Origin of the sequence: Acetobacter orientalis (assembly GCF_000963965.1) — a bacterium.
Lineage (GTDB): Bacteria > Pseudomonadota > Alphaproteobacteria > Acetobacterales > Acetobacteraceae > Acetobacter > Acetobacter orientalis.
Window position 1 is genome coordinate 1 of the sequence record NZ_BAMX01000038.1, and the last position, 26,134, is coordinate 26,134.

The 26,134-nt window shown below is 55.3% G+C and carries 24 protein-coding genes; 8 read left to right on the top strand and 16 right to left on the bottom strand.

Features of this window, described 5'->3' with window-relative positions; translation table 11 throughout:
- Window positions 1-238: 238 nt before the first annotated feature.
- The 13 genes from Abor_RS11970 to Abor_RS12030 all read right to left on the bottom strand — a co-directional run bounded on the left by Abor_RS11970 (window position 239) and on the right by Abor_RS12030 (window position 12,702).
- Window positions 239-1,756: a complex I subunit 4 family protein gene (locus tag Abor_RS11970; protein ID WP_048842132.1), complete on the bottom strand. Its 1,518-nt coding sequence runs from the start codon at window positions 1,754-1,756 to the stop codon at window positions 239-241.
- A gap of 116 nt (window positions 1,757-1,872) precedes the next feature.
- Complete coding sequence (gene mutL / locus Abor_RS11975; protein WP_084594521.1) at window positions 1,873-3,855, bottom strand: DNA mismatch repair endonuclease MutL; 1,983 nt, start codon at window positions 3,853-3,855, stop codon at window positions 1,873-1,875.
- 16 nt (window positions 3,856-3,871) lie between these two features.
- Window positions 3,872-4,402, bottom strand: a complete 531-nt coding sequence (locus tag Abor_RS11980) for a DUF3035 domain-containing protein (RefSeq protein ID WP_048842133.1) — start codon at window positions 4,400-4,402, stop codon at window positions 3,872-3,874.
- 55 nt (window positions 4,403-4,457) lie between these two features.
- On the bottom strand, window positions 4,458-4,907 hold the full coding sequence (gene lspA / locus Abor_RS11985; protein ID WP_048842157.1) for a signal peptidase II: 450 nt from the start codon (window positions 4,905-4,907) through the stop codon (window positions 4,458-4,460).
- Between the two features lie 47 nt (window positions 4,908-4,954).
- Window positions 4,955-7,891, bottom strand: a complete 2,937-nt coding sequence (gene ileS, locus Abor_RS11990) for an isoleucine--tRNA ligase (protein ID WP_048842158.1) — start codon at window positions 7,889-7,891, stop codon at window positions 4,955-4,957.
- 164 nt (window positions 7,892-8,055) lie between these two features.
- Window positions 8,056-8,241 (bottom strand): hypothetical protein, encoded by a 186-nt coding sequence (locus tag Abor_RS11995; RefSeq protein WP_048842134.1) that lies wholly within the window; start codon window positions 8,239-8,241, stop codon window positions 8,056-8,058.
- Window positions 8,238-9,182: a bifunctional riboflavin kinase/FAD synthetase gene (locus Abor_RS12000; protein WP_048842135.1), complete on the bottom strand. Its 945-nt coding sequence runs from the start codon at window positions 9,180-9,182 to the stop codon at window positions 8,238-8,240. Before Abor_RS12000 ends, Abor_RS11995 begins: the two co-directional genes overlap by 4 nt.
- Before the next feature lie 2 nt (window positions 9,183-9,184).
- Entirely contained in the window at window positions 9,185-9,895 is a 711-nt protein-coding gene (gene mtnC, locus Abor_RS12005) for an acireductone synthase (protein WP_048842136.1), read from the bottom strand.
- Complete coding sequence (locus Abor_RS12010) at window positions 9,892-10,437, bottom strand: 1,2-dihydroxy-3-keto-5-methylthiopentene dioxygenase (RefSeq protein WP_048842137.1); 546 nt, start codon at window positions 10,435-10,437, stop codon at window positions 9,892-9,894. Before Abor_RS12010 ends, mtnC begins: the two co-directional genes overlap by 4 nt.
- Window positions 10,434-11,042: a methylthioribulose 1-phosphate dehydratase gene (locus Abor_RS12015; protein ID WP_048842138.1), complete on the bottom strand. Its 609-nt coding sequence runs from the start codon at window positions 11,040-11,042 to the stop codon at window positions 10,434-10,436. The genes Abor_RS12010 and Abor_RS12015 overlap by 4 nt, the downstream gene beginning before the upstream one ends.
- 116 nt (window positions 11,043-11,158) lie before the next feature.
- Complete coding sequence (locus Abor_RS12020; protein ID WP_048842139.1) at window positions 11,159-11,404, bottom strand: twin-arginine translocase TatA/TatE family subunit; 246 nt, start codon at window positions 11,402-11,404, stop codon at window positions 11,159-11,161.
- Window positions 11,405-11,578: 174 nt separating this feature from the next.
- The gene (locus tag Abor_RS12025) at window positions 11,579-12,025 is read right to left on the bottom strand and encodes a CHAP domain-containing protein (protein WP_048842159.1); all 447 of its coding nucleotides are present in this window, start codon (window positions 12,023-12,025) and stop codon (window positions 11,579-11,581) included.
- 5 nt (window positions 12,026-12,030) lie between these two features.
- Window positions 12,031-12,702: a RecX family transcriptional regulator gene (locus tag Abor_RS12030; RefSeq protein ID WP_048842140.1), complete on the bottom strand. Its 672-nt coding sequence runs from the start codon at window positions 12,700-12,702 to the stop codon at window positions 12,031-12,033.
- A 242-nt stretch (window positions 12,703-12,944) separates the two neighbouring features.
- Here Abor_RS12030 and Abor_RS12035 point away from each other — a divergent pair, with 242 nt between their 5' ends.
- The 4 genes from Abor_RS12035 to hslO all read left to right on the top strand — a co-directional run bounded on the left by Abor_RS12035 (window position 12,945) and on the right by hslO (window position 16,519).
- Window positions 12,945-14,144: an aspartate aminotransferase family protein gene (locus Abor_RS12035; protein ID WP_048842141.1), complete on the top strand. Its 1,200-nt coding sequence runs from the start codon at window positions 12,945-12,947 to the stop codon at window positions 14,142-14,144.
- On the top strand, window positions 14,141-15,136 hold the full coding sequence (gene argF, locus Abor_RS12040) for an ornithine carbamoyltransferase (protein WP_048842142.1): 996 nt from the start codon (window positions 14,141-14,143) through the stop codon (window positions 15,134-15,136). Before Abor_RS12035 ends, argF begins: the two co-directional genes overlap by 4 nt.
- Before the next feature lie 3 nt (window positions 15,137-15,139).
- Window positions 15,140-15,454 carry a hypothetical protein gene (locus Abor_RS12045; RefSeq protein ID WP_048842143.1) on the top strand — a complete coding sequence of 105 codons (315 nt, stop codon included), beginning with the start codon at window positions 15,140-15,142 and terminating at the stop codon, window positions 15,452-15,454.
- Between the two features lie 114 nt (window positions 15,455-15,568).
- Entirely contained in the window at window positions 15,569-16,519 is a 951-nt protein-coding gene (gene hslO, locus Abor_RS12050) for an Hsp33 family molecular chaperone HslO (RefSeq protein WP_048842144.1), read from the top strand.
- 115 nt (window positions 16,520-16,634) lie between these two features.
- Here the strand turns inward: hslO and Abor_RS12055 are convergent, their stop codons facing one another.
- Entirely contained in the window at window positions 16,635-16,991 is a 357-nt protein-coding gene (locus tag Abor_RS12055; protein WP_048842145.1) for a zinc ribbon domain-containing protein YjdM, read from the bottom strand.
- A 193-nt stretch (window positions 16,992-17,184) separates the two neighbouring features.
- Here Abor_RS12055 and Abor_RS12060 point away from each other — a divergent pair, with 193 nt between their 5' ends.
- Complete coding sequence (locus tag Abor_RS12060; RefSeq protein WP_048842146.1) at window positions 17,185-18,075, top strand: RodZ family helix-turn-helix domain-containing protein; 891 nt, start codon at window positions 17,185-17,187, stop codon at window positions 18,073-18,075.
- 83 nt (window positions 18,076-18,158) lie between these two features.
- Here Abor_RS12060 and Abor_RS12065 read toward each other — a convergent pair whose 3' ends face one another.
- The gene (locus Abor_RS12065) at window positions 18,159-20,414 is read right to left on the bottom strand and encodes a TonB-dependent siderophore receptor (RefSeq protein WP_244877895.1); all 2,256 of its coding nucleotides are present in this window, start codon (window positions 20,412-20,414) and stop codon (window positions 18,159-18,161) included.
- 148 nt (window positions 20,415-20,562) lie between these two features.
- Here Abor_RS12065 and hrpB point away from each other — a divergent pair, with 148 nt between their 5' ends.
- Both hrpB and Abor_RS12075 read left to right on the top strand, forming a co-directional pair.
- A complete protein-coding gene (gene hrpB / locus Abor_RS12070; RefSeq protein WP_048842147.1) occupies window positions 20,563-23,133 on the top strand; it encodes an ATP-dependent helicase HrpB in 2,571 nt (856 codons plus the stop codon).
- 140 nt (window positions 23,134-23,273) lie between these two features.
- Window positions 23,274-24,377, top strand: a complete 1,104-nt coding sequence (locus Abor_RS12075; protein ID WP_048842148.1) for a S1C family serine protease — start codon at window positions 23,274-23,276, stop codon at window positions 24,375-24,377.
- 119 nt (window positions 24,378-24,496) lie between these two features.
- On the opposite strand, the gene Abor_RS12080 is transcribed toward Abor_RS12075, so the two are convergent.
- The gene (locus Abor_RS12080; RefSeq protein WP_048842149.1) at window positions 24,497-25,354 is read right to left on the bottom strand and encodes an aldo/keto reductase; all 858 of its coding nucleotides are present in this window, start codon (window positions 25,352-25,354) and stop codon (window positions 24,497-24,499) included.
- 322 nt (window positions 25,355-25,676) lie between these two features.
- Here Abor_RS12080 and Abor_RS12085 point away from each other — a divergent pair, with 322 nt between their 5' ends.
- Window positions 25,677-26,123 carry a DNA polymerase III subunit chi gene (locus tag Abor_RS12085; protein WP_048842150.1) on the top strand — a complete coding sequence of 149 codons (447 nt, stop codon included), beginning with the start codon at window positions 25,677-25,679 and terminating at the stop codon, window positions 26,121-26,123.
- The last annotated feature ends 11 nt before the right edge of the window (window positions 26,124-26,134 follow it).

A 26,134-nucleotide genomic window follows, 5' to 3' on the forward strand; every position in this document is an offset into this window, starting at 1 on the left:
TCTGGCTCTGGCTCTGGCTCTGGCTCTGGCTCTGGCTCTGGCTCGCCCATAAGTGTTAAAAACTGTTTTGAAAGTGCAAAACCGGTGGCTGGTGGTTTTTTTTGGGAGCCCAATGGGCAGCTTGGCAGCCACAATGTTGTAGCTGCTTGGCACAAACAATAGCGCTCTCAGGCCATAAAACACCTAGCTTGGCCAACCAACTAGCAGTCCCAGCTAGGCGATGTTTGCCCCCCCTTTCTTAACGGGCAGCTAAATGCAATATGGCTTGGCTATTTGCCGCTGCAAAAGCATGCGTATTTGCGTGCATGGCCTGCATAACTACGGGGTCAAACAGGCGGGTAAAGGTGCCGGGGTGTATACCCATCCAGAGCGTTACAATGGCAAGGGGGGCAAGTACGGCAATTTCAGCGCCGGTTAGGTCGCGCAGTAAGCTGGCTGTGCCTTTTACACTCCCAAACAGCACATTTTTATAAAGCACCAGCATATAAACCGCGCCCATGATCATGGTGGCACCAGCCAGCAACGCGACCCAGAAAGAAACGTGAATTGCCCCCATAAGCACCAATAATTCACCCACAAAAGAGCCGGTGCCGGGCAGGCCAATATTGGCCATAGTAAACAGCATGGCCAATAGGGCCAGTACTGGCATTTGGCGGGCCACGCCCCCTAACGCGCTAATTTGTTGTGTTTCCGCCCGCCACGCCACAGCAGAAACACAAAAGAACAAGGCTGCAATAACCACCCCATGCGAAAGCATTTGAAAAATGGCGCCGTCTATGCCCTCAGCCGTAAGTGTAAACAGGCCAACAGCAATCATACCCATGTGCGAGAAAGAGGAATACGCAATAACCCGCTTCATATCGGTTTGGGCAAAAGCCACAAACGCGGCATAAATAATGGCCACAACCCCCAAAGCCAGCACATAGGGCGCAAAGGCGTGCACAGCATCAGGGAACATTAAAACCCCAAAGCGCAACAGACCGTACGCCCCGGTTTTAGAGAGCACACCCGACAACATGGCAGAGGCTGGTGCAGGCGCTTCTGAATAGGCGTCGGGCAGCCAGGCATGGAGCGGGAAGAGTGGTAGCTTAACCCCAAACGCAAGAATAAAGGCAAACAGCAGCCAGCCTTGCATAAGGGGGGAAAACCCAGCCTGCATAAGCCCTTCAATATCGGTGGTGCCTGCATGCAGCCACATGGCAATAAGCCCTATGAGCATGAACAAAGACCCACCGAACGTGAACAAGAAAAACTGGAGCGATGCCCAGACACGCCGTGCACCACCCCACACACCAATCATCAAACTGGCGGGAATAAGCGTTGCTTCATAAAACACATAAAACAGCACCAGATCTTGGGCAGAGAACAGGCCAAACAAGGCTGTCTCAAGCATAAGCATGGTTACGGCAAAGGTACGGGCCTGCGTTTGCACAGTGCGCCAACTGGCGGCAATGGCCAGCGGGGTAACAAATGCCGTAAGCAAAATAAAAACCAGAGAAATGCCATCTAGCCCGGTATGGTAGGAAATACCGTAGTCAGACAGCCAGCCAAGGCGGGTTTCAAACTGTAAACCGGGCTGTGTGGGGTCAAATTGTACCCACAACACCGCACTAAGGGCCAACACCACAAGGCTTGTCCATAATGCCAGCCAGCGGGCTGTGCGCTCTTGCTCAATGCTCCCCCTGCCTAAAATAAACGCCAGTGCAGCACCAGCAAGAGGAAGATAGGTGATTAAAGAAAGCAAGGTGGGGTACACGGCGTTCTTACCATCCGGGTTACATCACGAGTACCCAAACTGTGCGCCTTTTTAGCCGCCCCCACCAGACAAGGCGTGTTCACGTTAAGCAGAGCAGCACTAACGTCTGGCTTATTTCAACGCCGCCCAAAGAGTTTTTCTAGGTCTTTTTTACTCAGTTTTAGCCATGTTGGCCGCCCGTGCGAGCATGTACCCGCATGGGGGGTTGCCTCCATCTGCCGCAAAAGGGCGTCCATTTCCTCTCGGGTTAGGCGGCGGCCTGCCCTAATGCTGCCGTGGCAGGCCATACGGGCAATAACGTCATCTAACCGGCCATCGAGCGATGGCATTTCATCGGGGGCACCGGCATCATCGGCTTCAAGCTCATCAGCTAAGTCTCGTAACAGCCCTACGGAGTCGCTTGTGTTGAGCATGGCAGGGAGCGCGCGTACCAAAATGGCATCGGTGCCAAAGGCTTCAAGCTCTATGCCCAATTTAGACAGCATGGTCTGCCGTGCCGCCAGCAACTCTACCTGTAGGGGGGGCAGATCAACCACATCTGGCACTAACAGGCGTTGGCTTTGCACCGTACCGCTTAAAAACTGCTCGCGCAGGCGTTCGTGTGTCAGCCGTTCGTGGGCGGCGTGCTGGTCAACCAGTACCAAACTTCCATCTGCCGCAACGGCAATAACGTAAGTATCCAGCACCTGTGCAACAGCCGCGCCCAAGGGGTGTTCAGCCGCTAACTGCGCAGCATCTTGCCCCGCATAGGGGCCGGTATCAGGGTAAAATGGCTCTGGAGTAATAACATGCGGGGGTAAGGCTGTTGCCTGCGGCATGCTGCTTTGTGGTGCAGTATCAATTTGGGGCAGCGGGGGCAGCATACGTGCGGTTGGGGTATCCCCTAATTTAAGCCGTGGCTCTGCTACACCAGCGCCAGCACGCAGGGGCAAGCTTGCCATAACACTGGCACCGGAGGGTGGAGCAGGCACAAGTGGCAGGGCAGATTTTTCAGGCGGGTACCAAATACGCCCCGGCTTAACTGCCGAGAAGGATGGCCTTACCCCAACACCCCCTGCCCCACCTTCTAACGCACGCCCTAACGTACCAATAACCAGTGCACGTACAGAGGCTTCATCTGCAAAGCGTAATTCTGTTTTGGCTGGGTGTACGTTCACATCCACCCTGTCTGGCGGAATAGTTAGCATAAGCGCTACCACCGGGTGGCGGCCATGTTCTATGACACGCCGGTACGCCACACGCACCGCAGTTTTTAACACCGGGTCTACCACGGGGCGGCCATTAACCAGCATAAACTGCCCTGTTGCTGTGGCACGATGTACGGACGGGCCACAGGCAAAGCCAGAAAGCACCATGCCATCACGCTCGCCATGGATCGTTAAAAACCCATCGGCCTCGTTTGCCCCAAGTAAAGCGGCTGAACGTGCCGCCATATCTTGGGCGGGCAGGTCAAACAAGACGCGGTCGTCCATTGTGAAACGAAACGCGGTTTCTGGTACGGCTAGGGCCAAACGGCGTACAACGCTTTCAGCGTGGTTGCCTTCAACCCGGGGGCTTTTAAGAAATTTACGGCGGGCTGGGGTCGCAAAAAACAGGTCTTCTACCACCACACTGGTACCCACTGCACCAGCGCATGGCTCTGGGGCAGAAACCTTGCCCCCCGCAACATGAATACGCCACGCCCCGGCCTCACCCGCCACGCGGGAGGTGATTGTGAGCCGTGCTGCCGCCCCGATAGAAGGCAGGGCCTCCCCCCGGAAGCCAAGGGTGCGAATATGCACCAGAGATTCGTCTTGTAATTTAGACGTGCAATGCCGCTCTACTGCCAACACCAGTTCATCTGGTGTCATGCCGCAGCCGTCATCGGTCACAATAATGCGGTCTATGCCGCCACGCCCAAGACTTACATCTAGGCGCTTAGCGCCCGAGTCTATGGCGTTTTCTACCAGCTCTTTTAAAGCAGCGGCGGGGCGTTCTATGACCTCACCCGCTGCAATGCGGTTTACCAGCACTTCTGGCAGGCGGCGCAATGTGGGCCGCCCTTGTACTGCGGGTGCTAGAATGGGCGAGTGTGCGGGCAAAAAAGAAGGGTCTGACATGGTCAGACCCCTTATATCAGAACAGGCCCTTTTTGGGAGCACTCTGTGTAGGGGTTACCCCCTTGGTGGGCTTATTACCCAAGGCCGCATTGGTTTTTAAACGGCGGTTTTCTTCGTCTGCATCAACAACAGAACCAGCTTTACCGCCTTTCCAGAACATAAGCTGCTCAACAAAACCAGACCCGGCCTGCCCTAGCTCACCATTATCGGGGCTGTCAGAGGCCTGTGTGGCTTCGTTAATCAGAATGTTCTGGCCCTCACTGCTTGACCCATTTTCACCGTGCAGCGCCACATCGGGTGAGAGGGTTTCAAGGGCCTGCAAACGCTCGCTTTCATCTTGCGGGCGGTCTGCACCACTCACGGGCTTAGCCAGCTCATCCATAGGCGGCATGGAGAGCGGGGCACGGGTGGTAACCGTGTATTCATCTGGCATACTGCGTTCAAGGCCAAATGCACGGGCTGCTTCCGAACCGGAGCACCCGTTAAGCATCATGCATCCGCCAACTAGCAACAGCGGAGAAATCAATGTCGAGACACGGCGCGCCATCTTCTGCCTTTTATCCTTCCTGCTCAGCCTGCCTAAAATTAGCAGGGAGCTTTTCTCAAGTTGCCTGTTGCTCTTTACCCGCAAGCACATTTTGCACCAGCAGAACGCAGACCGCACATACTATAGCGGAGTCAGCGACATTGAACACATACCACGACCACCCAAATGCATGGGCATGAATAAAATCTACCACAGCGCCATACCGCAGCCGATCCATAACGTTCCCTATGGCGCCACCAGTAATAGCACCCACGCAAGTTGCCGTCAGCTTGCTTGGGGTACGGGCCATCCATACCAGCAACACACCGGCAACAGCCAGCGCAATGGCTGAAAACACAATGCGCCCAGCCCCACCCATGCCGCCAAACATGCCAAATGTTACGGCATGATTCCACACCATAGTAAAGTTAAGAAATGGCAGCAGCGCCACAGAACCTTTATTTGGCAGGTCTAGACCGTACAGAATCCAGTATTTGCTCACTTGGTCAGCCGAGAGCACCAGCATAGTTGCCAAAAGCCCAAGGCCGATAGGGCGCAAAATAAACGGCTTGCTCACGCAGCCCCCTCTTTACCCTGCGCCAAGGCATCTGCCGTGCTGACGTCACATGTGGTGGCAACCACATCTGCACAGCGCAGGCACAAACCGGGAAACTCAGCCCGCGTGCCGGTTTCTGGCAGCACTTTCCAGCAGCGCACGCATTTTTCGCCCTCGGCCACACGCACAACCGGGGCACCGTGCAGAATACCGCCCTCTTCACCTTCAATGTAGACCGACGTGCTTTCAGGGTCGATCAACACATCAACATGCGACACAATGGCCAGCTCGCTCCAGTTTACACCGGCAAACAGAGCCGCTTCTTGCTGAGACAGCGTAAGCTCAACCTGCGCTTGCAGCGATGAGCCAATGGTGCCATCACGCCGTGCGCCTTCAATCTCGGTGGTGATAATACGGCGCACAGCCCGCAGGCTTGTCCAGCGTTCATCGAGCGCCGGGTCATTCCACTCACTTGGTAAGTCAGGGAAAGATTGCAGGTGCACGCTTTCTTCATCACCAAAGCGGGCTGTCCATGCTTCTTCTGCGGTAAAGACCAGCACCGGCGCCAGCCATGTGCTCAGGCAACGGTGCAAATGGTCTAGCACAGTGCGTGCAGCGCGGCGGGTCAGGTTATCTGGGGCATCGCAATACAGCGCGTCTTTACGGATATCGAAGTAAAACGCTGAAAGGTCTGTGGTGCAGAAACCATGCAGGGCCGGGTAAACCCCTACCCACTCATGCGTTTCAACCGCGCGCGTAATCAGGCCGCCAAGGTCTGTCAGGCGGTGCAGTACCCACCGCTCAAGTTCTGGCAGTTCTTCAAACGGCACGGCTTCTTGCGGGGTGTAACCATCGAGCGCACCAAGCAGCCACCGCAGCGTATTACGCAAGCGGCGGTATAGTTCGCCCTGCTGTTTGAGAATTTCCTTACCAATGCGCAAATCTTCATTGGTGTCGGAGTTCATCACCCACAGGCGCAGAATATCTGCGCCCAAGCTGTCGTTTACGTCTTGCGGGGCAACCACATTGCCCAAAGACTTAGACATTTTGCGGCCATGCTCATCAAGCACAAACCCGTTGGTCACCACCGCTTTAAAGGGGGAAACCCCGCGTGTACCCACACTTTCCAACAAAGATGACTGGAACCACCCGCGGTGCTGGTCAGACCCTTCAAGGTACAAATCAGCCGGAAAACTTAAGCCCGGCTGGCCCAACACGAAGGAGTGGGTAGACCCACTTTCAAACCAGACATCTACAATATCAAACACTTGCTCGTAGTCGTCTGGGTTACGGTCTGGCCCCAAAAAGCGTGATGCGGGCGAGTTATACCATGCATCGGCCCCTTCAGCACGGAAGGCTTCAACCACACGGCCCATAATTTCTGCATCGCGCAGCACTTCGCCGGTTCGTTTTTCAACAAACACAGCAATAGGCACACCCCATGCCCGCTGGCGGCTAATGCACCAGTCTGGCCGGTTCTGGATCATGGAGGTAAGGCGGTTACGGGCCTGTGCGGGCACAAAGGTCACGTCTGTCAGGGCATCAAGCGCTTTTTCGCGCAGTGCCCCTTCCCCGTCCATGCTGATAAACCATTGCGGCGTAGCACGGTAAATAATAGGCGCACGAGAACGCCATGAATGGGGGTAGGAGTGCACAATTTCACTGCGCCCCACCAGCCCTGCGGGGGCCAAGCCTGTGGCGTTGGCGTGCTCCATAACATTGGTTAACGCCGTGCAGACCGGGTCTGCCGCTTTAAAGACATGTACCCCGGCAAAACCTTCTACCCACGGGGCGTAGGTGCCATCGTCTTGCACCACTTCTGGCACTTCAATGCCAAAGCTGCGGCATAGGCGGAAGTCGTCTTCACCATGGGCAGGGGCCATGTGCACAAGGCCGGTACCGGCCTCGGTTGTTACAAACTCACCGGGCAGCATGGGCACATCAAAATCGTACCCTTGGCCGCGTAGCGGGTGGGCACAAACGGCCCCTTCCAGCGCACTACCCGGCAAGGTGTAGAGAATATGATGGGCTGAAATATGCGCCTGCTTACAAAACGACTCAACCAGCGATTCGGCAACCAGAACCTTGGCACCCGGCTCCAGCAAAGCCCCCTCGGTTGTGTCATCTACACGCAGCACAACGTAGGTAAGCTCTGGCCCGTAAGCCAGCGCGCGGTTACCCGGAATTGTCCACGGTGTTGTCGTCCAGATAACGACAGACACATCTTCTAGCGCGTGCGCTGGTGTTGGGTCTTTTGTGACCGGGAAAGCCACCAGAATGGTGGTGGATTTATGGTCGTGATATTCAATTTCAGCTTCGGCCAGAGCAGTTTTTTCAACGGGGCTCCACATAACCGGGCGCAAACCACGGTACAGGCCACCATTAAGCAGAAAACGCCCAATTTCCTGAACAATTGCTGCTTCAGAAGAAAAATCCATTGTGGCGTAGCGGTTGTCCCACTCTGCCTGCAAGCCAAGGCGTTTGAACTCTTCCATCTGAATGTTCAGCCATTTAGCAGCGTAAGCCCGGCATTCAGCCCGAAACTCAAGCACTGGCACGCTGTCTTTGTCGCGCTTGGCTTTGCGGTATTCTTCCTCAACCTTCCATTCAATAGGCAGGCCGTGGCAGTCCCACCCCGGAATGTAGCGCACGGCGTAACCCGCCATACGGTGCGCACGGTTGATAACGTCTTTATTAATTTTATTGAGTGCATGCCCAATATGCAGGTTGCCGTTGGCGTAGGGCGGCCCGTCATGCAGGGTAAAGGGCTGGCGGCCTTGGGCCTGCTCCTTTATTTGCGCATCCAGCCCCATTGCTGCCCATTTGGCCAGCCAGTCAGGCTCGCGCTTGGGGAGGTTCCCACGCATAGGGAAGGAAGTACGGGGCAGAAAAACCGTATCGCGATACAGATCGGCGGGAGAGGTTTTTTCTGTGTCGCTGCTGGATGTAGACATGGAACGGCAGGTGTCACTCTGGTTCGGGTTCAGCACAGCGCGCGGCAGAAACACCCTACCAGCGCGAAAGAAGTGTTATCAGAGCGCAAAGGCTGCGGGTCAAGCTACCGCAGCACAAATGCCCTCTTTTTCACGGTATAAAATAGCTCTCAGGTGGCGTTTTATTACAGTAACTCACCATTTTTATGCCTAAAATGCAGGTCTTTCAGCAGGTAAGTGAGTGTTGCATAGGTAAAAAAGGCCGCACACACCGTTTGCAGGTATTGCTTGGCAGGCACTAAAAAATACAGTGCACACGCCAAAAGCGGTAAACCCAGCACATAAGGGGCAGAGCGCAAAAAGGCTTTCATTGGCCTGCCAGCTCTGCGTTTAGCACGGCACGGGCGGCTTGGGCGTCTTGGCTTATTTGTTCTTTCAGCGCGTCCAACCCGTTAAAGCGTTTTTCGGCACGTAGCATGCTGTGCAACGCCACAGACAGGGTCTGGCCGTACAAATCGCCCTCATAGTCAAATAAATTGACCTCTAAGCGGCTTTCCTGCCCATCGTTAATAGTGGGGCGGCGGCCAATATTGGCCACCCCTTGGCGCGTTTGCCCATTGGGTAGGCGCACCGTTACGGCATACACGCCCCGCGCAGGCTCTAAATGCCGCCCTAATGCAATATTGGCTGTTGGAAAGCCTAGTAAACGGCCCCGTTTATCGCCATGCTGCACAGCGCCCCGAATAGACCAAGACCGCCCTAACTCTTTTGCAGCGCGGTCTGGGTAGCCTTCTTGCAGCAAACGCCTAATACGCGTTGAAGAATACGGCCCTGCGGTATCGGCCAGCACTGGTACAGACGTAAAGCCCATACCCAACTCCCCACAGCGCTCAGCCAAAAAGCTTACCGTGCCACCGCGCCTGTGGCCAAAGGCAAAGTCTGGCCCGCAGGCCACATGGCGTAGCCCAAGGGCGTTAGACAGCACATCTTCTACAAAACGCTCAGCGGGCATGAGCGAAAAGGCTTCATCAAACTGAATTTGAAAAACATGCTGCACGCCAAGGGCTGCCAATGCAGCAAAGCGCTCATCTGGTAATGTAAGCCGAAAAGGCGGGTCTTGTGGGCGAAACACTTCTCGCGGGTGCGGGTCAAACGTAACCACGGCCAAGGGTAGGTCTGGCCGGGTTTCACGCAGGGTATGCACCAGTTGGGCATGGCCCAGATGCACCCCATCAAAATTACCTAAGGCTGCGGCACAGCCTCGTGCCTGCGCCGGAATATCCCGCCAGTTTTCGTGCAAATGCGCCCGCATGGTTACGCCTGCCCTACAACCGGCAAGCCAAAAATATGTGCGGCCTCTATCAAGTTACCAGCAACCGCGTGCTCAGTGCCTGCCACGGTGCCATCTTCTGGCCGTACAATCTGGCACACACGCAAGCCCGCTTGTGCGGCGGCATCTAGCTCTGCTGTTACGTCTGAGAGAAACAAAACATCGTGCGGCTGCCACCCGGCTTCTTGCACAAGAGCGCTATAGCTTGCGGCCTCTTTTTTGCCCCCCACACGCAGGTCAAAAAACCGGCTGAAAAGCGGGGTTACATCCCCTTGCTCAGTATGGCCGTAAATAAGCTTTTGCGCTGGCTCTGAGCCAGAAGAATATACGGCCAGCTCAATACCCGCGCGGTACCAGCACTCAAGCTCGGGCACCACATCGGGGTATAAGCGGGCAACCAGCGCACCACGTTTATAGCCCTCGGCCCATACCAGCCCTTGCAGGGCTTTTAAGGGAGCTACTTTTGCATCTTCATCCATCCAGCGTTCAAGCTGCTCTAGCGGTGGTACGCCCGGGGCCACTTTAGCAATATCTGCCACGGCCTGCTGCACCACGGGGTCTGCGCTGTGCTCTGCCATAACACGGGCCAAATGCGTGCGGGCATAGGGAAACAACACCTTATGCACGAACGAAACCGGAGCTGTTGTGCCTTCAATATCGAGCAACACAACACGGGGGGTCGCAGCAGAACTCATAGCGGGTACGCCAAAAATTTGTGGGCCAAGTCTGTGCCAGTATAGGCAGCAACCCAGCCTTCTTTGTGGGTGAAAATACGCAGCGTAACAAAGTCTGGTGTTGGGCCACCATCAAACCAGTGCTTTGTACCCTCCGGCACAGAAATTAGGTCTGTCTGGGTGCATTCAACATCATAAATTCGGTCTGCAACATGCAGGATAAAATGCCCACCCCCGTGCACAAAAAACCGGACTTCATCTTCGCTATGCGTATGTTCTGATAAAAATTTACCGCGCAACGTGTCCCAATTTGGGGTGTTGGCATCAACACGCAATACATCTGCTGAGCCTGCGCAGGTTTCGCCCATTAATTTATCTAAAAAGGGGCGGTAGGTTGCCAGCACGGTCTCTTCATCAGCATCTCGTGCGGGAATAGTTGGCCCTTCCCACCGCTCAAAACGGACACCAAGCGGTTTAAGCTGGGCCGCAATGGCTACCGGGTCTGATGTAACCAGTACAGGCTGCTCAGGTTGAGTATCCTGAAAGATGGTAAGAGTGCTCATACGCCCAGCTTCCTTCTCTCCAACGCGCAAGCCAGCAAAAATTCAAGCCCTTCAAGGCGTGCCAGTGCGGTGGGCATATCTTTACCCCACACATACACGCCGTGCCCGCGAATAATGTAGCCTGCGGGCATAGCGCCAAAACTGGGGGCCACTACGGTCGCTAAACGGGCTATGTCTTGGTCGTTATCAAATAAGGGTACGGGCACGGTGGTTGCGTGCGTGCTCTGCCCTTCAAATACTTTTAAAACTTCGTAGTCAGACAGGTAAAGAGCGGGGCCTGTTTCAACCATAGACAGCACGGTAGAGGCCACAGAGTGCCCATGCAGCACAGCGCCCGCTGTGGGGTCCATCTGGTAAATTTGGCAATGCAGCAGGGTTTCAGCGCTGGGCCGGTCTTCTGGGCGGTGCGGCTTGCCGTTGGCATCGACCGTTATAATGTCTTGCGCCTGCAAAAAGCCTTTGTGCCCACCTGAGCGGGTTAGCGCAATGCGCCCATCGTCTAGCTTGCGGCTAATATTACCAGCGGTAGCGGGCACCCACCCACGGGCATCCATACGTTGTCCGGCCGCCAGAATATCCTGCACGGCGCGCGCAAAATCGGTCATGATTTCCGCCCGACCCTTCACTTTGGTATTATGCGTCTTGCTCTAACCCACACCACAAGCACGCGCCACCTGCCCAAAACAGAGGGGAGATAGCCCATGCTATGGGGCATAAGGGGTTAGTGCTGTGGCGTTTTGTCGCGCTGGGCTGCCTGCTCTGTTGTGCTGGCAGCGGGGGGCGAAATATGGCCGCCTGTGCGGTTTGCGCTGTCGTCCATCGGCTCATCGTCAGCCATATGTTTTTTGAAAGACTTAATGCCTTTCGCAAAATCGCCCATCATAGAGCTAATTTTGCCGCCGCCGCCAAAAACCACCAGCACAACAATAAGCACAATCAGCCAGTGCCAGATGCTTAAGCTACCCATTCAACAGTCCTCTGTTTCCCTATGACACAGGTTGGACGGCCCAAGACCCGTATCTGTCTTCTCATCACATGGCGGCCATTGTGCTGTCATGCAAGCCCTCTACTGTGTAGCAGAAAACCAATGCACTGTATGCCTGTTGCCAAAACAAGCACAACAGCGGCCTACAAACAGGGCTTAGCGCAGGGCAACTGGCTCAATAAAACCATAGGTTGGGTATATGGTCTTACCCATACCCCCAAGGGGCGACCACCATACCCGCACGCGTGTCCAGTCGTTGCGGGGTGACACATCTTCAACCGGGGCACGCCGCGTTACGCGGCCCGGCTCCCAGTTTGCGTGGTCAACCAGCACAAGGCGGCTATTCTCAACCCGGCGCACAACAGACACATGGCCAGAAGGCAGACGCCGTGTGGAGCGGAACACCAACACATCGCCCGCTTGCGGGCTAGACGCGCGGCCGTAAACGCCCCTCGCCTGCCCCCACCAGCTTGCCGCTGCGCCGCGTAAGTTTACCGCTGAGTGCTCCCGCGCATAGGGCGCACATTGCACAGACCCGTTCCAGCCCCCGCCTGCGCAAGATGCCAACAAAAAGAGAGGCAACCCGTAAAAAAAAGACCTCAGTCTGTTCACGACTCGGCCTTTAGGCGCTCAACCCACATAGCGGCCTCCTCCTGCTCCATATCCAGCACCTGTTCGGCAATATCTCGCCCAAAGCCAGATCTGGCAAAAACACCTAAAGCCTTCTGGCGCTCGGCCAGAGCGTGCAGGCGGCCTTCTTCGCTCTCTTCGTTTAAAGTGCTCTCAACACGCCGTAACCGGGGCAAACCTGCAAACGGGCCTAACCTGCGTTTGCGGGCTAACACCAGCGCGGCAGAAAGTTCGGTTTCCTGAGCCGAAAAACCCTCAACCACGTCTAAAAGAGCGTCTTCACGCACGTCGGCCTCTACCCCTTTGGCGGCAAGGTGCGCCTGCACGGCCTTGCCAGAGCGGCCAGAGCGCGTAAGCCGCTTGGCGCGTGCACGGGCAAAGGCGGCATCATCTACCGCGCCAAGTTGCACCATGTCGTGGGCAATCGTTGCAATAAGCGGGCGTAGCGCTGCTAACTGAGCTGCGACCTCGTCTCGGTCGGCTCCGGCTTTAAGGGCGGCACGCTCCCACCGGGCAATGCGGCGTATCAGCACTTGCTCAAGCCCGTGCTGCGTGGTGGCAAAACGCGCCAGATGCCCCAAAGCGGCCTCACGCAAGGCTGCGCGGTCTGGCGGGGGCGGACAAGCGGGAACAGAAGAAGACGACACCATAAGCAAGGTTATGCCTCAAAACAGGCTAAGCATGCCACTTTGTGGCACAATATTGCCCCAGCACACCAGAATTGTGCCCCCCGCATGCAAAATTTTTACCCACAGCGTTTGACTCTGCGGGCCAAGCATTGGCACATAGTTTGTGCAACGGGTCTCCCGCGCCACTACGGCAGCGGGCTTTTCTCGTTTTGCATTTCCGTATTTCTTGTTTGCTCAATGACACAAACATAAAGACAAAGTTCATGATTCCTGCCCTTACCCCGACCTACAACCGTGCCGACCTTGCTTTTGAGCGGGGTGAAGGCGCTTGGCTGTACACGACGGACGGGCGACGATTTCTGGACTTTGCAGCAGGTATTGCCACCTGCTCTGTTGGGCACGCGCACCCACACTTAGTTGAAACGGTGCAGCAGCAGGCCGCCAAGGTTATGCATGTGTCCAACCTGTTCCGTATTCCACAGGCAGAAAAACTGGCCCAACGGCTTGTTGATAACAGCTTTGCTGACAGCGCCTTCTTCTGCAACTCTGGTGCAGAAGCCAATGAAGGCATGGTAAAATTTGCCCGCCGTGCCCAGGCGCTTGCTGGCCACCCAGAGCGGACAGAAATTATTTGCATGAACGGCGCATTTCATGGCCGCACGCTGGCCATGCTCTCTGCTACCGGCAACCCCAAATACCTAGAAGGGTTTGGCACGCCAGTAGCAGACTTTGTGCATGTGCCTTTTAACGACATTGAAGCCGTAAAAGCCGCCATAGGCCCCCGTACAGCCGCTGTTATGCTGGAGCCTATTCAAGGCGAAAGCGGTATTAAGGTTGCCTCTACCGCCTACCTGCAAGCCCTGCGCGCCCTATGCAACGAAACCGGCGTACTGCTGGCCCTAGATGAAGTGCAATGTGGCGTTGGCCGTACCGGCAAGCTGTTTGCCCACGAATGGGCAGGCATTAAACCCGATGTGCTTTCTACCGCCAAAGGGCTTGGTGGGGGCTTTCCTATTGGGGCCGTACTGGCCACAGAAGCGGTTGCCAAAGGCATGACCGCAGGCACACACGGCACCACATTTGGTGGCAACCCCCTAGCCTGCGCAGCCGCAAACGCAGTGCTTGATGTACTCTTGGCCCCCGGCTTTATGGAGCAAATTCAGGCCCGCGCTAACCTGCTTGATGGCCTGCTTGATACCCTTGTGGCACAAGCTCCGGGCGTTTTTTCTGAACGCCGCGGCCTTGGCCTGCTTATCGGCCTGCGTTGCATACCCCCCGTGGGTGATGTGCAGGCAGCCGCCCAAAAGGCGGGCCTGTTGTGCGTAACCGCAGGCGATAACGTGCTGCGCCTTGTGCCCCCCCTTACCATTACAGAAGAAGACTGCCGCGAAGCCGTGGCCCGCTTGCAGCAAGCGGTTTTAGCCAATTCTTCTGACACGACCGTTCTGGAGACATCACTGTGAGTGCTGCCGTATCGACCCTGTCCGCCGCCAATACCGCAGCGCCACGCCATTTTCTTGACCTGAAAGATCTGGACGCAACCACCCTGCGCCAGATCTTGGACGTGGCCCTCAACATGAAGGCCATGCAGCAAAACCGCCGCTTTCCGCTGCACCCACGCAGCCCGCTTGCAGGGCGTATGCTGGGCATTATTCTCTCCAAACCTTCTACCCGCACCCGTGTTTCTTTTGAGGTGGGCATTCGCCAACTGGGCGGTGATTCCATTATGCTCAGCCCGGCTGAAATGCAGCTTGGCCGTGGCGAAACCATTGCGGATACAGCCCGTGTGCTGTCCCGCTTTGTTGATGCTATTGTGCTGCGTACTGGCAAAAATGACTCGCTGCATACTTTGGCAAAATGGAGCAGCGTACCCGTTATTAACGGCCTAACGCCAACCTCTCACCCCGTGCAGATTTTGGCTGATATTCTAACATTTGAAGAGCACCGTGGCCCCGTACAGGGCCGCACTTTTGCTTGGACGGGTGATGGCAATAACGTTCTGACCTCCCTCATTGAAGGGGCTGTGCGTTTTGGCTTTACCCTACGCGCCGCCACGCCCCCAGACATGCGCCCCCCGCAAGAGGTGCTAGACTGGGCCAAGCGCGAAGGTGGGGCTGTTGAATGGTTGCAAGACCCCAAAGAAGCCGTACGCGGTGCAGACTGCGTGGTAACAGATACATGGATCAGCATGTCTGATTCAGAAGATGAAGCAGCAAGCCGCATGGCCAAGCTGGAAGCCTACCAGGTTAACGCAAACCTTATGGCTCTTGCCGCCAAAGACGCCCTGTTCATGCACTGCCTGCCTGCCCATATTGGTGAAGAAGTGACGCAGGACGTGTTTGAAGGCCCGCATTCCGTTGTCTTTGACGAAGCCGAGAACCGCCTGCATGCCCAAAAAGGCGTTCTGGCATGGGCCATGGGCGGCACAGACTGGGTTTCTTTCGGGAAGGAATAAAAAATGAGCGGCACGGACAAAGTGGTTCCCACCACCACAGAAGACACCCCGGCAACACCCGGCTGGGTTGAAACCTCACTGGACAGCATTTTGGCCAGCCTGCCAGTAAGCGCAGAAAAACTGGCCCCTTTCCGTGCCTCTTACCTTGATTGCCTTGCTGGCTGTGGCCGCGCAACAGACCTAGATAGCGCACATGATAGCTGCCGACAGGGCTTGCTCCGTGCGCTAAAAGACGGGCTGGAGCTTGATAGCGCAACCCTGCGCACGCTGGAGCAAAAACTGGAAAAGCTTGAACTCGACATTTCAAGCGCCATTTAAGGTATAACAACTCTTCCAAATTTTCTGCGCCACCCAGCGCAGTAGCGGCAGGCAGAGCGGCCCTTTGGGTTATGCTGCACTGCCGTTTTCTTTTGCGTTAACAAGGCCCCCCCTATGGAAACACCAGCTTTTCTAGACCGCGACCGCCCCGATGTACCCAACCTGGTGGTACCCGGCGGCGTTACCCCTTTTTACCTACAAGGCAGCCCCGTGCGTGGCCGCTTGGTGCGCCTTGGCGTGCTGGCAGATGTGCTGCTTACCCGCCACGACAACCCCGCCCCTATTACCCGCCTTGCGGGCAAAGCTCTTGCTTTGGTGGCGGCTTTGGCATCAGCCCTCAAGTTTCATGGCTCTTTCTCCCTTCAAATCAAGGGCGATGGGCCAGTCAGCATGCTAGTGGCAGACTGCACAGACACAGGCGCCCTACGCTTTTACGTGCGCACAGATGAAGACGCGCTGAATGCCCTGCTGGCCGAAACCCCAAAGCCCACAGACCGCGAGCTGCTTGGCAATGGCTACCTTGCCCTTACCATAGACCAAGGGGCCGAAACCGAACGCCACCAAGGTATTGTTGATATTGCAGGCGATGACCTGTCGAGCATGGCCACCCACTATTTTGCCACCAGCGAGCAACACGCCTGCTGGCTGTACCTTACCTGCCAATTAACAGATGCAGGCTGGCGTGCTGGTGGGTTAGTGCTTGAACGCATTGCGGGTGAAGGCGGGACACACGTTGTTGGTGCAGAAACTGATGACGCAAGCTGGGAAACCGCCACCATTTTGGCCTCCACCCTTTCAGCCCGTGAAGTGCTGGACGATACGCTCGCCCCGTCTGACCTGCTGTACCGCCTATTTCATGAAGAAGGGCTGCATGTTAGCCAGCCACGCGCACTCGCTTACGGTTGCCGCTGCTCCCGTGCGCGGCTTGTAGAAGTGCTGCACGGTTTTCCCGAAGAAGACCTTGACCACATGATGCAAGATGACGGGCAAATTGTCATGACCTGCGAGTTCTGTAACCACGACTTCCGCTTTCCCCGCAAGGAAGTCGCAGGCCGCACTCAATAAGGCTGCCACTCGGCATTAAAAACCCCACACAAGCGCGTTGCTGGTGTGGGGGTTTTAGCTTGCCATATATACACGTTAGAGCGTTTTAAAAACACGCCCAACCTGCCTGATAATTTCAGGATTTTTTAACAAATTCAGACTTAAGGTTCATAGCGCCAAAGCCCGGAATTTTGCAGGCAATGTTATGGCCATCTGCCCCATCGGTCAGGCGAATACCCTTAACCTTGGTGCCGCCTTTAATGGCCTGAGAAGACCCTTTAATTTTCAGATCTTTAATAACGGTTACCGTGTCGCCATCTGCCAGCACGTTGCCGTTTGCGTCTTTAACACCATCAGCCCCATCGCCAGCATCTTGGCTGTCTGCGCCAGCGCTCTGGCTCCACTCATTGCCACATTCAGGGCATACCCACAGGCTGCCATCGGGGTATACATGCTCACAACCGCAGTTAGGGCATGGTGTGTTGGTACTCATATCTATCCTTTCCCGTTATGGGGCGCACCCTACTGCATGGGCCGCGCAATAGAAAGAGAGCTGCCTTGCACGGCTGTGCAGCCCATTATTGACCGCACCCGCTCCCGAAGGCAGGATTTCGCCGGGCAGACTCCGCAACACTGCCCTTTATTATCGTGTGTATAAGGTTTTCTGCCGTGAAAGGGTTTGCGCCATGACGCTGTTCTCCCACCCGTTTAAACTGTCTTGTGCAGTTGCGCTTGCGCTACCCGCTTTACTGGCAGGCTGCTCTAGCACGCCGCAACCCACTAGCTTTGCACCGTTACGCTATACCTATCTGGGGCAAATTAACCTTAATGCCTCCCGGCTAGAAATACTGGATAACAGCACAACCAACCCGGTTGAAGGCGATATTGGCCCCCGCGCCCCAACCCCACCAGCACAAGCCCTGCGCGACATGGCACAAGACAGACTGGCCGCCGCCAGCAGCAACGGTAGCACGGCACAGTTTGTTATAGACCGCGCCTCTATACTGCACGAAACGGGTGGCACCCTAAATGGCCAGATGGATGTGCACCTAGATATTCTTAACCCCGGCGGCACACAGGCAGCCCATGCCGAAGCCCACGTAACCCGCATGTTGCGCCCAGACCCCGCCCAAGGCGATGTTGATAGCCAAGCCAATTTATACGACCTAACCCGCGACATGATGCAAAACATGAACGTGGAGCTTGAATACCAAATTCGTAGTTCTTTGCGCACATGGCTGGTTGATGCCGGGGGCACGCCTGTTGGCTCGGCCATTCAAACACAGCAACTTGGTGGCTCTGCCGCAACCAGCGCCCCAACCGATACAAACAGCACAACCAACCCGGCAAATGCCCCTGTAACGGTTGAAACACCCAAGGTAGACGTACCCGCCATTACCACCCCCGCGGTTACAGTGGGGAGCACCCCCAGCACAGCAGCCAAAGCCATTACCAATAGCGAACCAGATGCCGTTTTTCCCGCAGGGGAAGGTGACGACACGCCTGCCAGCACCCCTAAAGTAATGTCTCCTAAGGCGGGTTATCTTAAACTGCCGGGCAGCTCAAAAACACAGTAAACACGGTTTTTCATAACACCACAAAAGCCTGCGGCAAAAATACCGCAGGCTTTTTTTATACTATACGCTCCATCAGCACTGTTTTAGAAAACACTTTGCACTGTTGTCATAAAATTACGTGGCTCACCATAATAGTTATAGTAATTCACATTACCCAAGCGTTGATAGTATTTTGCGTTAGAAATATTGTTAATATTAAACGTAATATTCAATTCAGGCCGTAGTTGGTAACCCACCTGTGCACTCGCCACCACATAAGCGCCCTGCTTAACGGTACGAGCGTTCCCAAATGTGCTGCTTTGCGCGGTTACGCCGCCCCCAACACTCCAAACATTGCGTGCCACTTCTGGCGCGGCAAAACGATAATGTGTCCATAGTTTAAACAAATGCCGTGGAGAATTAGGCGTATTGTGCAACCCTTGCAGCGCTGACCCACCATCTTGCAAAATAATGTTGTCGTTATAGGTATAACTCGCGTTAATGTCCCACCCCGGTAAAAGGCGGCCTATTACTTCAGCTTCCATACCTTGGCTGCGTACTTTGCCAGCCGCATGGTAACAAGTACTGGTGCCAGACATACCGCATATAGGCGCTTGGTCTGCATCTTCTATCGCTTTATTGCGCTCAAGAATATGGTAGCCAGAGAGCGTTACATTCAGCTTTTTATGCAAGAAGTTGCCTTTAAGCCCACCCTCTAGCTGTGTGCCCCTTACCGGCTTTAAGCGGCCTGTCAGGCTATACGCACTTTGTGGCTCAAACGTATCTGTATAGCTCACATAGGCTGCAATATTGGGTGTCACATTCCAGATTAACCCTAAATACGGGGTCGGCACCGCGCTGTTTTTCTGGCTTATAACGTAAGGCGTGTTTTTGCTTAAATTTTTATATTTATACTCAAAAAAGCTTAACCGACCGCCCATCATAAGGTGCACCGTAGGCAGCAACTCAAAACGGGCAGAGCCATAAATACCGCCTTGCGTTGTTGGCTCGCGGTACATGGTTGTTATGGTGGGGTCTATACTTGGTGAAATAACCGGGTTGAAAATATCCAGCCCCTGCAAAGCCGTATTATTACGCCACGAAATTGACGCCCCACCATCATGCTCGAGGGCAGAGTCATAATTGGCACCAATTAAAAAATCATGTTTGCGGTTAAGAAAATGTACAGGCCCTGTTACGTACAGGTCGGCCCCATCGTACTGTTCTTTCACCAAAGACTTAGCAACAATAAAATTGCCTGTATTTTGTGCGCTAATAGACCCATTCATGTAAGCGTACCGCATAGACGTATCGGTCATGCGGTGGCGGCCGGTCAGGCGCACACGCCATTTATTGTCAAACACATGTTCAAGCTCTCCCCCCACTTCATACATAGGGGAAGAGGTCGTGTTCCAATTTGCGCCAATGTAGCTGCTGCGCGGCAAATGCAGGTCTTGCCCATTGGCCGCCCGTGGCAAGCCCATAAACCGCGTGGTGTCGTTTTTCTGGCCCATGCCATATAAAGATAGCGTTGTGTGCTCGGTAATATGCACATCTACCGTGCCGTAAGCTGTCCAGCGCCGGTCGTGTGCAGAGTTATAAAAAAAGTCTCGGTCTGTACCGGCTAAAACCAAACGCCCGGTTACTTTGCCAGAGGCAATGAGCGGCCCGGTTACATCTGCATCGGCATGCAGGTTATTCCATGAGCCCCCACTAAAAGACCCCTGCGCCTTAAAGTGGTCAAGCCCGCGTTTACGCACAAAGTTTACACTGCCCCCCGGTGGGGCAGAACCTTGAAACATACCGTCTGGGCCACGTAAAACTTCAAGCCTGTCATAAATAGCAATATCAAATTGCTGGGTCATTCCCAAACCGCCAGAAGACGGCACACCATCAAATTGTGGGCTTAATATATAGCCTCTGGCCATGTACCCGGCGGTGCCATCTCCATATAAGTTCACACTTACACCGGGCACCTGCTTCAGGGCATCATCAACTGTATTCAGGTTTTGGTCGCGCATTTGTTGCCGCCCCAAGACCGAAACAGACTGCGGTATTTCATCAAGCCGCAGCAGCATTTTATTCATGGAGACAGCTTTAACAACATAACTGCCCGTACCATCGGTTGTGGCGTTCTTGTTACGCTCACCATGCACCACCAAACTTTCAACAGAAAGCGGCACGCTATCATCATCTGCTGTGGTTTTTTCTTGCTTTTTGCTGCTCTGCTCTTCTGCCGCACACGCAGGGGCCGCAGGCACAACAGCCGCTAGGCCCACACAAAGCAAACTCCATGGCCCTAGCCTCTGCAATTTTGTTTTTTGCTCTTGCAGGGGCAAGGCTGCGTTTTCAGGTGTCACCTTAAGGATCTCGGCTTTCGTAAGTGATAATGCCTCGCAGTATCACTTTTATGTGAGAGTGAGCAAGAAATAATAATCATTCTTAACTACTCTCTTTCCTAACACCCTCCATGTTGCCGTGCCGCGCTAGGCCAGCCATAACGGCGTTATGCCAACATCTTCTCTCCCTGCTGCTCTTTTCTCCATTGCAGATGGCCTGCCCGTGCAAGAGGCTTTGCCTGCGTTATTTGCGGCCCTAGAGCGTACGCCAACGGCGCAACAGCCTGCCTCTGCCGTTTTGGTGGCCCCTCCGGGTGCGGGTAAAACCACAACCGTGCCCCCTGTTTTGGCCAAAGCCACATGGCGTAAAGAAACAGACCGCATTATTATGCTAGAGCCGCGCCGCCTCGCAGCCCGTGCGGCCGCACAACGCATTGCGTCTTTATTAGGTGAAGAGGCTGGCGGCTTTGTTGGCTACCGCACCCGGCTAGATTCCGCCATTTCTGAACGCACACGCATTGAAGTGCTGACCGAAGGCTTGTTCCTGCGCCGCGTGCTGGCAGACCCCCTGCTGGAAAACATAGCCTGCGTTATTATAGACGAGGTGCACGAACGCTCGCTTGAAGCAGACCTAGCACTTGCTTTTTGCCTAGACCTGCAACGCACCCTGCGCCCAGACCTGCGGCTTGTGGCTATGTCTGCCACAGCAGAGACAGAGCGCCTTGCAGCCCTTATGCACGCACCGGTTTTTACCAGCGAGGGGCGCATGTTCCCGCTTACGGTGCACCACGCCAAACGCGACATAACCCATGTGCGCGACATACCCGCAACAACTGCCAGCGCCATAAAACACGCCTTAGCCGAAACAGAGGGCGACATTTTGGTCTTTTTGCCCGGCACGGGCGAAATACGGCGTACCACCACCTTGCTTGAAGGGTGCAGCGCAACCGTATTACCCCTGCATGGTGAACTGCCCCCCGCCGAGCAAGCCCTTGTGCTACGCCCCGGCGCCAAGGGTGAACGGCGGGTTATTCTGGCAACCTCTATTGCAGAAACATCTCTTACCGTACCCGGTGTGCGTGTGGTTATAGATGCAGGCTTTAGGCGCGCCCCCCGGTTTGATGCCGGGGCGGGCCTTTCTCGGCTTGAAACAGTACGCATTTCAAAAGCCGCGGCCCGCCAGCGTGCTGGCCGCGCAGGCCGAGAGGCACCGGGTACCGCCTTTTGCCTTTGGACAACCGCAACAGAGCGCGGCCTACCCCAGCACGACCGGCCAGAAATATTAGAAGCAGACCTAGCAGACTTTGTGCTGGCAACCGCCCTATGGGCCGATACAGTGGGCGAGCAAGACACCCCCCTGCCCTTACCAGACCAACCACCGGGCAGCGCTGTCGCTACTGCCAAAGAGCTGCTCATTATGCTGGGCGCACTGAATGATGACGGCACCATTACCCCCCTAGGCCGCACCATGGCCACATTAGGCACCCACCCCCGCCTTGCCGCCATGATGCTGGCCGCCACCACAGAAGAAGAAGCCGCACTGGCAGCAGACCTAGCCGCTTTACTAGAAGAACGAGACCCCCTGCGCCCCCGCATGGCCGGCCGTGGTGGGCCGCCACCTGTACCGCCGTCTGATATCTCGCTCCGGCTAGACCTTATTGCAGGCGATAACCACCCCGATGCAGACCGTGGCGCCCTTGCCCGCATACGCCAAGCCGCCAGCCGGTTTAGAAACCGCCTTGGCCTAAAAAGCCGCCACCCAGCAGCCGGAGACCCCGCAGCCCTGCTTGCCGCAGGCTTTCCAGACCGTATTGCCCTCTCTCGTGGTGAGACCGGTAGCTTTCGCCTCGCGAGTGGCACTAACGCCAAACTCCGCCGAGATGACAGGTTGGCCGAACAAAAACTGCTTGCTGTTGCGGGCCTGCATTTACGTACATCGGCAGAAATTAGGCTTGCTGCCCCATTAGACCTTTCAAACCTGCCACCGGCTTTACTGGCCCGCACCAAAGAGCAGGTTGAAACAACACTAGACCCCACAACCGGCAATATTCTGGCCCGCCGCCGCACCCGCATTGGCTGCCTGATTTTACGTGACCGTACCGAGAAAGTTGAAACCGGCAACGCTGCCGCCCTGCTCCTTATGCAGGCCAAAACCGCACCTGATAGCGCGCTTAACTGGTCAGATGCAGCACGGCAGTTGCAAGCCCGTGTTGAGCTAGCCCGTACGCTACCCGGCGGCACGCATGGCGTTACAGAAGACTGGCCAGATTTTTCAACAACAGCCCTTAGCAGCAGCATGGATGACTGGCTGGCCCCATGGGTAGAAGGCCTAACCTCTGTCGCGCACCTTAAAGAGTTAGACCTCAATACCCTGTTGCGCACGCACCTAGGCTACGCCCGCACCCAGTGGCTAGACACACACTTGCCCACCAGTTTGTCTTTACCGGGGGGCAGTGCAGCCGTGGACTACACACAGCCCGTGCCCGTTGCCGCTGCTCGTGCGCAGTTTTTTTACGGTACAAACCAAACACCCCAACTTGCCGGAGGGCGCGTGCCGCTTAGGCTTGCCCTGCTCTCACCGGCAGGCAGGCCGCAAGCCATTACGGCTGACCTTGCCAATTTTTGGCAAGGCGGCTGGGCCGATATGCGGCGCGACATGCGGGGGCGCTACCCCAAACATGAATGGCCCGAAAACCCAAGCCTAGCCCCCGCCAAACCACGGCCAGCCCGCAAAGATTAGGCGGGCCATAGCCGGGCATGAGCCGTGCTGTTTGCAGCACATGCTGTGTCATCTCTGTTACAACATACGTGCCCCCCATTGCCTTTGGGCAAAAAAACGAGGCACAAAGGCCCTTAGACCAGAACTCAGCTTAGGGCCCTATGAAGCGTTTTTTGTGCAGCCTGCCTGTTTTTGCCGTTACCTGCCTGCCTGCTTTTACGGCGGGCAGCCCTGCTGCACAGGCGCAAACTCTGCCCAGTTTTGCGCCCCCTGTACCCTTGGTGCTACCACCCGGCCCCACCTCTTTTGCTCCACTTGTCCGTAAAGTTGTGCCTGCGGTTGTGAATATTGCTGTCACGCGCGATTCTGATTCTGGTAAACGCAAAAAGCTGCCTACGGCCGTAAAAGGCACCCCGCTAGAACACCGCCTGCGCGAGCGCATGCGCAAACATGGCGATGATATTTTGGGGGCTGGGTCTGGCTTTATACTCGACCCTACAGGTTTTATTGTCACCAACGGTCATGTGGTTGATGACGCCGATAAAATTACCGTCTCCCTTATGGACGGGCAGGAATTTACCGCAGACCTAGTAGGCCTTGATACCTTAACCGATATTGCCGTTATAAAAATTAAAAGCCCAACGCCCCTACCCTACCTACAATGGGGCGACAGCCGCCTTGTGCAGGTAGGTGACTGGATTGTTGCAGCAGGCAACCCTTTTGGGCTGGGTTCTTCTATTACCGCAGGCATTGTCTCTGCACGCGGGCGAGATATAGGCACCGGCCCCTTTGATGATTTTTTGCAGCTTGATGCCCCCATAAACCCTGGTAATTCTGGCGGGCCAACCTTTAACCTTGCCGGGCAGGTTATTGCGCTTAATACCGCCATTGTTTCCCCCACCGGGGGGTCTGTCGGGCTTGGGTTTTCTATACCATCTGAAATGGTTATTCCGGTTGTAGACGCCCTACGCCGCAACGGCCACATAGACCGTGGCTGGTTAGGCGCAACACTTGAAGACGCTATAAACCACAGCGGCGCACGTGTAACCGAAGTAGACCATGACGGCCCAGCCGCAAAAGGTGGCTTAAAAAAGGGGGACGTGATTACCGCCATGAAAAGCGAGCCTATGGATTCAGCCCGCAGCATGATAAGAGCCGTTGCCGCCGCCCGCCCCAATACAGATGCTGAGATAACGGTACTACGCCAAAAGCACCAACTTACGCTCAGCATTCATATTGCCCAGCGGCCTATGTCTGAAGACTAAGCAACTCTCAGCTCACGGCCAGCACATGCCCGTTTGTGTTACAAAAATATACCCAACTAGCTTAGGTTGTTTTTGAAATACCCGGCAATTAACTCATTCAGTTTCAAATCTATCGCCTTTTAAATCATCTCCAGCGCAATTTTTTTGTGCGGTGGAGCAAAGGCGTGGTCAAGGTCGCTTAGATCTTGCTCTGTCAGGGTAATATCTTGGGCGGCAATATTTTCTTTTAAATGCTGCACAGACCCGGCTTTAGGTATGGCCAGCACATTACGCTGCCGGAGCACCCACGCCAGAGCAATTTGTGCAGGTGTTGCAGGGCCAGTGGCTGTTATGTGCCGTTGCGCCACCGCTTTAAGGCTTGGGTTTTGCAATAATGCGCCCCCTTGCCCAATGGGGGAGTACGCCATGGTCACAATATTACGGAAACGGTTGGCATCTAGCAGGTCATACTCAACGCCTCTGTGCTCTAGGCTATACAAAATCTGGTTTACCGCACATTCGCCGGGGTTAATGCAGCGTTCCAGTTCTTCAATGTCTTCAACATCAAAATTTGAAACACCCCAGTGCTTAATTAACCCTTGCTGTTTAAGCTTACGGAATGCCTCTACTGTCTCCACCAAGGGTACAGAACCACGCCAGTGCAAAAGGTATAAGTCCATATACTCTGTGCCCAAGCGGCGCAGAGAATTACGGCAGGCTTCTGCCACGCCGGGGCCAGACGCATGGTTAGGCAAAACCTTGCTTACCAGAAAAACCTTTTCGCGCTCGCGGTAAATGGCTTCACCCACCAAGGCTTCCGAGCGGCCATCTCCATACATTTCGGCTGTGTCTATAAGGGTAATGCCTGCGTCCACCCCATAGCGCAGACTTTCAAGCTCCTGTGTCATGCGGGCACCTAAGGTGTCGCCCATGTTCCATGTACCCATACCGAGTGCGGGCAGCTTTGTACCATCTGCAAGCGTTACGGTTTTTGCCATGACCTGAAACCTTTCTTTCTACCTCAAACATCTCTTTTCCAGCGCTGGAAAGCAAACATCGTTCCCGCACAAAGCGCTTCGTGGTTTTAGGGTTACCTGAGGGTTGGGTCTTTTTATGACACCTCACGCAGTCTTGCACATTACCCTACCACACCGGCTAACGAGCTAACGAGCTAACGAGCTAACGAGCTAACGAGTGCGAAAATATTTTGGTCGTGCATAAACAAGCGGTTTCTGGCGCAATATCGGCCCCAACCCTTCTGCCCAAGCTCAGCCGTGCTATAAGCAGGCGGCGTAATAGTTACCAACGGGGTTACACCACATGGCGCAAATTGGCTTTTACCACCTTACCCGCACCACTGTGGCCGATGCCCTGCCGCAACTGTTAAGCCGTACGCTGGCCAACGGCCAAAAAGCCGCCATATGGTGCCAGAACAAAACCATGCTTGATGACCTTGATAAACTGCTCTGGACAATAACCACCCCCACATGGTTACCCCACGGCAGTAGCGGCATTATACGCCCAGACCTGCAACCCATCTGGTTAAGCACAGAAGCAGACGCACCAAACAACGCTGCTTTTCTCTTTTTGCTAGAAAACCGCACATACGAAAACACACCCACATTTGAGCGCGTGTTTGACCTGTTTGACGGCCACGATGAAACCGCCGTAGCCGCCGCCCGCACCCGCTGGAGCACCCAAAAAGCTGCCGGGCACGAACTTGCCTATTGGCGGCAGGAAGAACGGGGCTGGAAACGCGCACGCTAATAACGCACACC

Bases quoted from the DNA above. Each gene is read 5' to 3' on its own strand.
- Abor_RS12010 (WP_048842137.1), bottom strand. From the start codon at position 10,437: ATGAGCACTCTTACCATCTTTCAGGATACTCAACCTGAGCAGCCTGTA.
- hrpB (WP_048842147.1), top strand. From the start codon at position 20,563: ATGCCAACATCTTCTCTCCCTGCTGCTCTTTTCTCCATTGCAGATGGC.
- mtnC (WP_048842136.1), bottom strand. From the start codon at position 9,895: ATGAGTTCTGCTGCGACCCCCCGTGTTGTGTTGCTCGATATTGAAGGC.
- Abor_RS12080 (WP_048842149.1), bottom strand. From the start codon at position 25,354: ATGGCAAAAACCGTAACGCTTGCAGATGGTACAAAGCTGCCCGCACTC.
- Abor_RS12075 (WP_048842148.1), top strand. From the start codon at position 23,274: ATGAAGCGTTTTTTGTGCAGCCTGCCTGTTTTTGCCGTTACCTGCCTG.
- hslO (WP_048842144.1), top strand. From the start codon at position 15,569: ATGGAAACACCAGCTTTTCTAGACCGCGACCGCCCCGATGTACCCAAC.
- Abor_RS12020 (WP_048842139.1), bottom strand. From the start codon at position 11,404: ATGGGTAGCTTAAGCATCTGGCACTGGCTGATTGTGCTTATTGTTGTG.
- Abor_RS12060 (WP_048842146.1), top strand. From the start codon at position 17,185: ATGACGCTGTTCTCCCACCCGTTTAAACTGTCTTGTGCAGTTGCGCTT.
- mutL (WP_084594521.1), bottom strand. From the start codon at position 3,855: ATGTCAGACCCTTCTTTTTTGCCCGCACACTCGCCCATTCTAGCACCC.
- Abor_RS12015 (WP_048842138.1), bottom strand. From the start codon at position 11,042: ATGACCGATTTTGCGCGCGCCGTGCAGGATATTCTGGCGGCCGGACAA.
- lspA (WP_048842157.1), bottom strand. From the start codon at position 4,907: ATGCTGGTGCTCTCGGCTGACCAAGTGAGCAAATACTGGATTCTGTAC.
- Abor_RS12000 (WP_048842135.1), bottom strand. From the start codon at position 9,182: ATGCGGGCGCATTTGCACGAAAACTGGCGGGATATTCCGGCGCAGGCA.
- Abor_RS12055 (WP_048842145.1), bottom strand. From the start codon at position 16,991: ATGAGTACCAACACACCATGCCCTAACTGCGGTTGTGAGCATGTATAC.
- Abor_RS11980 (WP_048842133.1), bottom strand. From the start codon at position 4,402: ATGGCGCGCCGTGTCTCGACATTGATTTCTCCGCTGTTGCTAGTTGGC.
- Abor_RS12030 (WP_048842140.1), bottom strand. From the start codon at position 12,702: ATGGTGTCGTCTTCTTCTGTTCCCGCTTGTCCGCCCCCGCCAGACCGC.
- Abor_RS11995 (WP_048842134.1), bottom strand. From the start codon at position 8,241: ATGAAAGCCTTTTTGCGCTCTGCCCCTTATGTGCTGGGTTTACCGCTT.
- Abor_RS12085 (WP_048842150.1), top strand. From the start codon at position 25,677: ATGGCGCAAATTGGCTTTTACCACCTTACCCGCACCACTGTGGCCGAT.
- ileS (WP_048842158.1), bottom strand. From the start codon at position 7,891: ATGTCTACATCCAGCAGCGACACAGAAAAAACCTCTCCCGCCGATCTG.
- Abor_RS12035 (WP_048842141.1), top strand. From the start codon at position 12,945: ATGATTCCTGCCCTTACCCCGACCTACAACCGTGCCGACCTTGCTTTT.
- Abor_RS12045 (WP_048842143.1), top strand. From the start codon at position 15,140: ATGAGCGGCACGGACAAAGTGGTTCCCACCACCACAGAAGACACCCCG.